The 9,335-nt window shown below is 41.3% G+C and carries 5 protein-coding genes; 2 read left to right on the forward strand and 3 right to left on the reverse strand.

Annotation, left to right across the window (positions count from 1 at the left end; genetic code table 11):
- A partial coding sequence (locus tag ACOVO2_RS24165; protein WP_421772439.1) for a 3-keto-disaccharide hydrolase occupies window positions 1-593 on the reverse strand: 593 nt, incomplete at its 3' end.
- A gap of 182 nt (window positions 594-775) precedes the next feature.
- On the opposite strand from ACOVO2_RS24165, the gene ACOVO2_RS24170 reads away from it, so the two are divergent.
- Window positions 776-1,696: an AEC family transporter gene (locus ACOVO2_RS24170; RefSeq protein ID WP_421772440.1), complete on the forward strand. Its 921-nt coding sequence runs from the start codon at window positions 776-778 to the stop codon at window positions 1,694-1,696.
- Window positions 1,697-1,976: 280 nt separating this feature from the next.
- Here the strand turns inward: ACOVO2_RS24170 and ACOVO2_RS24175 are convergent, their stop codons facing one another.
- The gene (locus tag ACOVO2_RS24175) at window positions 1,977-4,628 is read right to left on the reverse strand and encodes a bifunctional YncE family protein/alkaline phosphatase family protein (RefSeq protein ID WP_421772441.1); all 2,652 of its coding nucleotides are present in this window, start codon (window positions 4,626-4,628) and stop codon (window positions 1,977-1,979) included.
- Window positions 4,629-5,123: 495 nt separating this feature from the next.
- Between ACOVO2_RS24175 and ACOVO2_RS24180 the strand changes: the two genes are divergently transcribed.
- A complete protein-coding gene (locus tag ACOVO2_RS24180) occupies window positions 5,124-7,496 on the forward strand; it encodes a penicillin acylase family protein (RefSeq protein WP_421772442.1) in 2,373 nt (790 codons plus the stop codon).
- Window positions 7,497-7,753: 257 nt separating this feature from the next.
- Here ACOVO2_RS24180 and ACOVO2_RS24185 read toward each other — a convergent pair whose 3' ends face one another.
- Window positions 7,754-9,094 carry a flavin monoamine oxidase family protein gene (locus ACOVO2_RS24185; protein ID WP_421772443.1) on the reverse strand — a complete coding sequence of 447 codons (1,341 nt, stop codon included), beginning with the start codon at window positions 9,092-9,094 and terminating at the stop codon, window positions 7,754-7,756.
- Window positions 9,095-9,335 lie beyond the last annotated feature (241 nt).

Consider the following 9,335-nt stretch of genomic DNA (forward strand, 5'->3'; position numbering starts at 1 on the left):
GCGATGCTTTTGGGGTCGTGGCCTTGTAGGGCAACCGTACCCGAACTCAATCTTTTTAGTCCACGGTTTTCGGGGAGGGTGTCAGGCTCGGTATAATCAACCGCCACTTTATCATCAATTTTTATGATGATGTGCTTGTCTTGCACAATGATATGGTATTCGTACCACTCGTTGTCTTTCGCAAAATTTTCTTTCACATCATTTATGCCATACAAACTTCCTGTTTTACGCCAGTCGGTGTGTGTTTGGTTTACTTGCACTTCGTAGCCTTTTTCGGGCCAACCTTTAGCCTGATAAGCCGTATGAATAAATATACCAGAGTTTGAGCCAGGTAGCGTTTTAGCTTTTAATTTAAACTCAAAATTCTTAAAATCGTGGTTGCCAACTTTACCTTCGTAGAATAAGTGGGCTCGTTCGCCCGCTACTTTTATTGTTCCGTCTTCGATAGAAAATGTGGCGGGGTGGTCTTCGTTTATCTTCCAGCCGTCAAACGATTTGCCATCAAAAAGAGAAACCCAACCTTTTTCTTTTTTCTGCGAAAAGGCCAAACTGACCGACAACAACAAACACAACAACAATGATAGTTTTTTCATGATTAAAATTGATTCGTAGGATTGAATATTAGTTTAAAGACCCTAATTTACGATATTCTTACAGGCTTACAAATTGTATTCAGGCTATTACAAGTCTTCCAAAAGTATTTATTTACAGAGCAATTGCCCCTCTATTTCAATCTTTCCCTAATTTTGCAAAAAATACAGTAAAAATTAGCATAATGAGTCAAACTAACAGCGTTTTTATACTTACCTTATCTATTATTGGGTTAGGATTTTTTATAAAAAAATTTAATTTCATCACAGAAAAAGAAGGAAAAACCATCTCGAAGTTTTTGATGCACACCACTTTTCCTGCTTTGATGATTTTCTCAACGGCTCGTGTAAAACTCGACTCTTCGCTCCTACTCCTTCCGCTGTTTTGTATTGTTTTTTGCTCAATCATGATTGCGATTGCATGGATTTGGTTTGCTAAATACCCAAATGATTTGCGTGGCGTATTGACAATGGGGGCAGGTGGACTAAATGTTGGTCTTTTTGGCTTTCCGCTCATTGAGGGGCTTTTCGGAAAAGAAGCGATGGTTTATGCCGTGATGTTTGATATTGGCAATACGATTATGACTTTTGGGGTGGTTTATCCAATCGGAAGTTATTTCTCATCGAACCATAAAGGCTTGCCCGCATTCGGCACTTTAATCAAGAAAATTTTTAGTTTACCGCCTGTTTTGGGCTTATTTATTGGCTTGATAATCAATGTTTCTAATGTAGAAATGCCCACTTTATTTTTTGATTTTCTGGGTACACTCGCCCAAGCCAATAAGGCATTGGTGTTGCTCTTGATGGGTATTTATTTAAGTTTTGAACTAAACAAAAGACAAGTAATAGCCATCTCGAAGGTGTTGGTAATTCGTTATGCCGTAGGAATATTATTTGTGCTGGGTATTTATTTTAGTTTTTCGCACGACACACTATTATATGCGGTCTTGATTATCTGCGTAACGCTTCCGTCGGGTATGACAATCCTACCTTTCGCCGACGAACTCAATTACGATACACGCATTCCAGGTACGCTGGTTAATATTTCGCTGCTTATTAGTTTTGTGCTAATGTGGGGATTGGTTTTGGGGCTACACTTGACTTGAAAAACATCCCCCTGCCCACTTCAACACAGCAGGGTTGATTGGTTCTAAGATTTCCCCTCCTTTTTCAAGGAGGGGTGTCCTGACGAAGTCGGACGGGGACGCCCAGTCGGGGTGGTTCTTGGCATATAAATGCTCAAAAATGTATAGTTGGAACAAACCACCCCGTCAAAATCCGACTTCGTCAGAATTTTGCCACCCCTCCTTCAAAAGGAGGGGAAACTAAAAATGGAACTAATCACCCTACGTTCAAAGTAAGGCGTGTAGAACAACCCTCAAAATATCAATCATCTTCGTCCTCTTCTTCTTCGCTGCCCGACATTTTTGCTGGGTATGGCTTTGAGCCTTTGGCCGAATACCACAATATTCGGTTCAGCATATTATCATTTCCTCGGTCAATTCTATTAAAAGCAAATTTTATCGACTGATTCGTAAATTTCAATGCCGCTCCTTTCTGAACATTGGCGGGTTTGTTCATTTCATTGAGCGGTACGAGGTTTTTCTTATGCGTAAACTGATAACTTCGGTCAATTTTATCGGTGAAACAATCAAACATCGGCGAAGCCGTTGCATCAATGATATTCATCGGAGGCAAGCCCAAGATTTGCTCAATCGTGCGTAACAATGAAGTTTGGTTATAATTGGTGTGTACGGTTTTCTGTAAACGAGAATAATTACTCACCACAAAACCAGTCGTGCGGTAGGCACTCACGTGGTCCCAGCCCGCTTGCGAGTCATCTTCACTGATAAAAATTACGGTCGAGTCAGCAAATCGGCTTTTCATAATTGCTTCAACGATTCGCCCGACGGCCAAATCATTGTCAGCTACCATTGCTCGTGGCGTTGGAAACTTAGGATTCATGCCCGTAGTGTGGTCGTTGGGCAACGACATAATCATCAGGTTTGGCAAAGTGCCATTTGGGTCAGCTTCGGCAGCTTTTAGTTCTTTCAAAAAGGCATCGGCTCTCATTTGGTCGCTGATACTTTCATCGTCGCACCCAGGGAAATCGTTCGCCAAAATCGGTCGAACTCTTGAAATAGTAGTCGTATTTTTATAAGGAAAAGTCTCGCCTTTTTGCTGAAGTTCATACAGCTTTGCCCAATCGTATGTTTTTTCATCAAACTCACAAGTACAGGCTTCGCCGTAAATTCTGACGCTCTTTCCGTGGTCGAGGGCATTGTTCCAAATCAAACCTTTTTTGTTATACACCAACGCATCGTAGAGTACGTGCGGATAACTACGAAACCACGCTCGCACGCTCTTTTCGGTATAATCTGTTACCATTCCAGCACTCGCCCAGTGATGCCCTTCGGCCGAAGCTTTTCCCGAAACGTGATAATTATCCATCAATAGATATTCTCGTGCAATACTGTGCTGATTGGGCGTAATACTATCGCCAAAAATACACAACGAAGCCATGCCATCTCCCTCTTTCATATCACCCAAAACTTGGTCGTAAGTGCGGTTTTCTTTAATGATATACAAAACGTGTTTAAACACCGAAGGCTCTCCGATTCGCTCAGGCACTGGGCGAGGAGCGATGTTTTTTCGAGGTAATAATTCGGATAATTTGACACGCTTATACAAACTCTGATTTTTTACTTTTTCGGTAAAAGTTTTAAGTTTTGCATCATCAGGCAGCGGAATAAACGAAATCGAAGCCAACTGTTTGTGTGAATTATAGGCTTTATCGGCCTTGATGGCATCTTTCAATTTGTGGGCAGCTCTTGCTCCGATGGCTTCGAGATTAGTCACGTACAATTCGCCTGCATTCACCACTATCCCCGACGGATAGGCCTGCGTTGGAATATAGCCTTTCACAAAACTTTGTCCATTTCCTTGACTGCTGGCATTTTTTCCGAGCGAAACCACCGCAATTGCATTATCCATACCATTGGCTACGTACAGCACCGTACCCGACTCGTCCAACACTAAAGCATTTGGCGTGCTTCCGATGAGCGTTTCGTTTTCTTTGAAAAGTCCGACGTAAATCGAATCAATTACTTGCAATTTTTGGGCATCAATGACCGAAACATGGTCGCTGTTTCCGTTGGCTACATAAACAAACTTTTTATCGGGACTCGCTACAACTGCATTTGGGTGTAAACCAACATTCAATTCTTTGAGAGTTTGCCCAGTATTGACATCAAAAACCGATACTGTTCCTCTCGAAATTGCTCCTGTTTGTGGATTTACATAGGCACTTCCCCACGGCACGCCTGCCGTTTCTTTACCATCGGTTGGATTGGTTATCGGACCAGCCCAATTTGTCACAAAAGCCTTATTATCAAAAACTTTTAAACCATAAGGAGCAACTCCAGTAGGCTTCGACCAAACAACTTCACCGTTACTTACCTTCGATTTTACGAGTTGGTTATTGCCATTTAGCACCGTGTAGAGAAACAACTCGCCATTTTCGTTTTTTATTTCTACTTCATTTGGCAAAGCTATCGTAGCGGGGGCTTCGGCCTTATACGTAAAAGCCTTGATAAACTTGATTTCTTTGCCAGTCCATGCGGCTTGCATCACATAAGAATTGGGAGTTTCGCGGCCACCCGCTCCCCAAAAAATATAAACAGAGTCTTTGACGGTCACGGCCTTGATTCCAGAAAAGGAACTCATATTGCTTTTATACTGTGGAGCTTTATCATAACTCCAACGATTGACTAAAACATGCGTTTTGCTATCAAAAACCGCCACGCCATAGCGGTCTTCAACAACTACCAAGGCCGAATTCGGAATCATCACTAAATCAAGACTGTGGTTTTCGAGGTCGGGATTTCCGAAATTTACAGACTCGCCCGCTCCATCAATGATTCGGTTATAGGGCATCAAATAAGGAGAGTTTTCGGCAAAAAGAGTAGTATCATCGTAGCGTAATGATGATTGATTGACAGCCGTATAGGAGTCTTTTTTAGTAGATTTACAACTCAAAAAATTAACTATTATGAGTACGGCAATTGCAAAAATGAGGAGATTATTTTTATGCATAACGAAGTATAAAATGAATAATTTTCAAAAATAAGCAACAAACGCCAATATTCGGGACTTTTGAAGTTAAGGAATATTTAACAAAGTTAGTCGGCAGGTTGAAAGCATAAAAATTGGAGCAGTATTATTCTTTGCCCTGAAAGGGCTTCAAACATTAAAATAGGGCGACGCCCTCCCTATTAAGATGCTACATTCCGCTAAACAAGCCCTGAAAAGACAAAACAAGTTTAATTCTAAATATTCCACCCTTTCAAGGTATTAGGCCAGCAGCTATATAATTTCTTCTTCAAGGGCGTTGCCCTTAGTTAATGTGTTAAAAACCTTACAGACTAAAAAATACAATTGTTTCGTGGAGTTTTATGCAGGAAATCCCAAAACTTAGCCCATCAATTCCACAAAATCTCATTATATTTGACTGATTCAAACTAAACCTAAAACATGAAAAACTTCATCAAAACGCTGCTTATTTCTGCCATAAGCATCTCTGCCTTTTCTCAAACGATTAACATCAAGATTCTGCAACAGCCCGTCGAGGTTTATAAAGATAAATGGGGAGTTTCGCATATTTATGCCCAAAATGAGCATGATTTGTTCGTCACACAAGGCTACGTGGCAGCTTCTGACCGACTTTTCCAGCTCGAAATGTGGCGAAGACAAGCCACTGGCACAGTAGCCGAACTGCTGGGCGAGCGTGAACTAAAGCGTGATATTGGCACAAGATTATTTAAGTTTCGGGGAAATCTGACGGCCGAATTGCAGCATTATCATCCACGAAGCAAACAAATCATTGAGGCTTTTGTGGCGGGAATAAACACCTACATTGCTGAAGCTCGACAAAAACCCGAAGACCTTCCTTTTGAATTTAAGCTACTCAATACATTACCCGATTTCTGGACACCCGAAGTGGTAATCAGCCGCCATCAAGGGCTTTTGAGCAACATCGAAGATGAAATCAATAATGCTCGTTTGGTGAAAATTTTAGGAGCAGATAAAATGCGAGAATTATCGTGGTTTCACCCAAAAAACTCAGACAATGAACCCAACCTCGAACTCGATAAAATGCTTGATAATGACGTACTTTTTGAGCATATTTTAGAATATTACGAAGCGTTTAGAGCTCCACTAAAATTCCCAAAACCAGATAATAAAGTAGGTTTGCTCGATGATTTTCAAGATTGGTACAAAGACGAAAAAGACAATGTTGGCTCGAATAACTGGATAGTTTCAGGTAAACTCACCGAAAGTGGCTACCCAATGCTGGCAAATGACCCGCATAGGGCCCAATCTACACCGTCGCTACGCTATTGGGTGCATTTACACGCCCCAAATTGGAATGTCATTGGTGGCGGCGAACCAACTTTGCCAGGGGTTTCGATTGGTCATAACGAATACGGTGCTTGGGGTTTAACCATTTTTGAAACCGACAACGAAGACCTGTACGTTTACGAAACCAACCCTAAAAACCCAAATCAATATAAATATAAAGGTGTTTGGGAAACCATAAAAGCTATTTCGGATACGATTAAAATCAAAGGACAAGCCCCAAAAATAGTTCAGCTAAAATATACCCGACACGGGCCAGTTGTTTTTGAAGATGCAAAAAACAATCATTTGTATGCCGTTCGGGCGGGTTGGCAAGAAGTAGGATGTGCTCCATATTTGGCCAGTTTACGCATGAATCAAGCTAAAAGTTGGGAAGAATTTCGCAAAGCTTGCACGTTTAGCCGCATTCCAGGTGAAAACATGATTTGGGCAGATAAAAAAGGACATATCGGCTGGCAAGCGGTTGGTATCTCGCCAATTCGTAAAAATTGGTCGGGCTTAGTGCCAGTTCCAGGCGATGGCCGTTATGAATGGGGAGGTTATTTGCCTATTGAGCTTTTGCCCAATAAATTCGACCCAGTTGAAGGCTTTGTGGTTACGGCCAATAATAATCTCACCCCTGCTAATTTCCCGAATCGAAATGCCATTGGTTGGCGATGGGCTCATCCTGTGCGTGCCAATCGAATCGAAGAAGTGTTGAGTTCGGGAAAAAAACATACTTTAGAAGAGTTTGCCTTACTACAAAGCGACTACGTTTCGCTTACGGCTCGTGTGTTAGTTCCGATGTTAAAAAGACTACCGATTGATGAAAAATATCGTAGCCATAAATCAAAACTCGAAAACTGGGACACTTTTGAGTTAAGTCCAGAATCGACCAACGCCACGGTTTATGTAGAATGGGAAAGTTTATTACAAAAAGCTGTTCATAAACTGGCAGTTCCCGAAAAAGCCCAAAAGTATATGAAGACGATTCCGACCAAACGCCTGACTGATTGGCTCGTGACTCCTCCGCCGTTTTTGGGAGCAAATCCATTGCTAAGTCGAGATTCGATTTTGATTGCGTGTTTCAAGCAAGCAGTTGATAATATTACTGTAAGACTTGGCAAAGATGAAAACCAATGGCAATACGGTCAAGCTAATAATAAGCACATCAAACTCACACACGCACTTTCGGATTGGGTAACTGACCCCGCTCTGAAAGCAAAAATTAATCTTGGTCCAATTCCTCGTGGTGGTTATGGCGAAACTGTCAATAATTCAAGCAATAACCTCAACCAAACGCACGGAGCATCTTTCAAAATAATTGTGGACACTGAAAATTGGGATAGAACTTTGGGCATCAATAACCCAGGTCAATCAGGCGACCCACGCTCTGAGCATTACGGAGATTTATTTAATTTGTGGGGAACGGGTGGGTATTTTCCAGTATATTTCACCAAATCAAAAATCGTAGCGGTTTCGGAGAAAGTTTTGATTTTGAAGCCGTGAAAATAAGTTAGTCCGAATTCTATTAGAAAAAATACTTATTGCCGTCAGTTTTAACTGACGGATACTTATTATGTAATCAAATTTGACTTTAGTCCAAATATGTTGTTTGACTAAAGTCAAATTTGTTTTGTTTTATACAAGATTCCGTCAGTTAAAACTGACGGCAATGAAAAAAACTCTTATTTAATCATCATTATAATTTTATTAGTAAAAGCCTATTAAGCTATTTTAAAAACTTAATGATGACTCTTGTTTATTTAACCCAAAATCTCTTTCGCCACTCTTTCACCCGAGCGAATTGCTCCGTCGATGTAGCCATTCCATACATCAGAGGTTTCTGTGCCTGCCCAGTGAATATTACCGACTGGCTCACGGAGTGCTTTTCCGAGCGATGTCCATGCTCCCGTAGGCATAAGGCCTGCGTAACACCCACGAGTAAATTCTTCCGCCGCCCAACTGTGGTCGATGTAAGCTAACGGATTTCGGGCTTTTTCGCCGTAAAACTTAGCAAACGAATCCAAAATCGAAGTTTTTCGCTCTTCTTCTGATAAATTTGAAAATGCTTTTGCCTGATTTCCCAACACAAAACCCATCATTATTCCTTTGCTTCCATCTTTGGGTGAATTATCAAACGTCACAGTCGTATAACCTTCATTAGTAGCCGACAAGCCATTTAAGCCCGCTTCTCGCCAAAAAGGTTTGTCATAAATCGCATACGTTTTCCAGACAGTTCCCATTGGCATTCGTTGAGTAAGTTGCTCACGGTTGGCAGGCATAAGCGGAAAATAATTGATTCGACCCGCCAACGTTGGCGGAAGTGCCACTACTACTTTTTTTGCCAAAAACTCAAAACCATCACCTTTGATGGTTACAATATCATTTTCCTGCGAAATACTTCTTACGACCGAATTTAATCTGATTTTATCTTTGAACGTTTCGGCCAAACGCAAAGCGGGCTGCGATGCTCCTCCCAAAATGCGTTCTTCTTGAGCCCCATTTTTTACATTCATCAAGGTATCTAAATCTCGCCCCGATTTTGTGTAGAAAAGTGCATGAAGCATCGAAACTTCGTTGGGGTCGGCTGCCCAAATGGCTTCGGCAGCAAGTTTAAACATGATTTTGGCAGTTTTGAAACTCATCTGCTTGTCCATCCAAGTAGCCAACGTCATAGAGTCATAATATTCCGCATTGGGTGACTCCCACGGTTTTTCTAAATCAATGGTTTTTGAAAGTTTGTTCATTCGCTTGATGGCAAAATCTAAACTCAGCAACGAACCAATCGGCAACGGAGGAATCAGACCTTTGTAGCGTTTTACTTTTCCATTGAAAAGCAAGGTACTTTTTCCTTCATCGTAAGTCGGGAAAGTTTGCACTCCAAATTCTTTTGCCAAAGCATAAATTTTATCTTGCGTAGGCCCAACCCAAGCCGCTCCTAAATCTAAATATGTGCCATCATCGTAATATTTCGTATAAACTCGCCCCCCGACCCTATCACGAGCTTCAAGCAGTAAAACATCTTTTTCGGCTTTGAGGAGTTCACGGGTAGCGGTCAAGCCCGCATAGCCAGCCCCAATGACAATGGCATCGTAAATTTTCATTTTTTTAGAGGAGGTTGAATTTTGTGTAATTTACAAAAAAGGTCACAGAATAAGTAGTCCACAGTCAATGGCCGACAGTCCACAGCAACATAAAACACTCACTATAAGTGTTTTACAAAAAAAATAGAGTTGTCAATTATTTTCAAACACCTAACTAAATCTAACGTTTTATACAGTTTTTGGGGGTTCTTTGTTGATTTGTACGGAAATAGCGACGGCATCGCTTTGAGCGATGCCGTCG

The organism is Emticicia sp. (assembly GCF_049241225.1).
Taxonomy (GTDB): Bacteria; Bacteroidota; Bacteroidia; order Cytophagales; family Spirosomataceae; genus Emticicia.

Coding starts and splice junctions, on each gene's coding strand:
- ACOVO2_RS24170 (WP_421772440.1), top strand. CDS start 776: ATGAGTCAAACTAACAGCGTTTTTATACTTACCTTATCTATTATTGGG.
- ACOVO2_RS24180 (WP_421772442.1), top strand. CDS start 5,124: ATGAAAAACTTCATCAAAACGCTGCTTATTTCTGCCATAAGCATCTCT.
- ACOVO2_RS24185 (WP_421772443.1), bottom strand. CDS start 9,094: ATGAAAATTTACGATGCCATTGTCATTGGGGCTGGCTATGCGGGCTTG.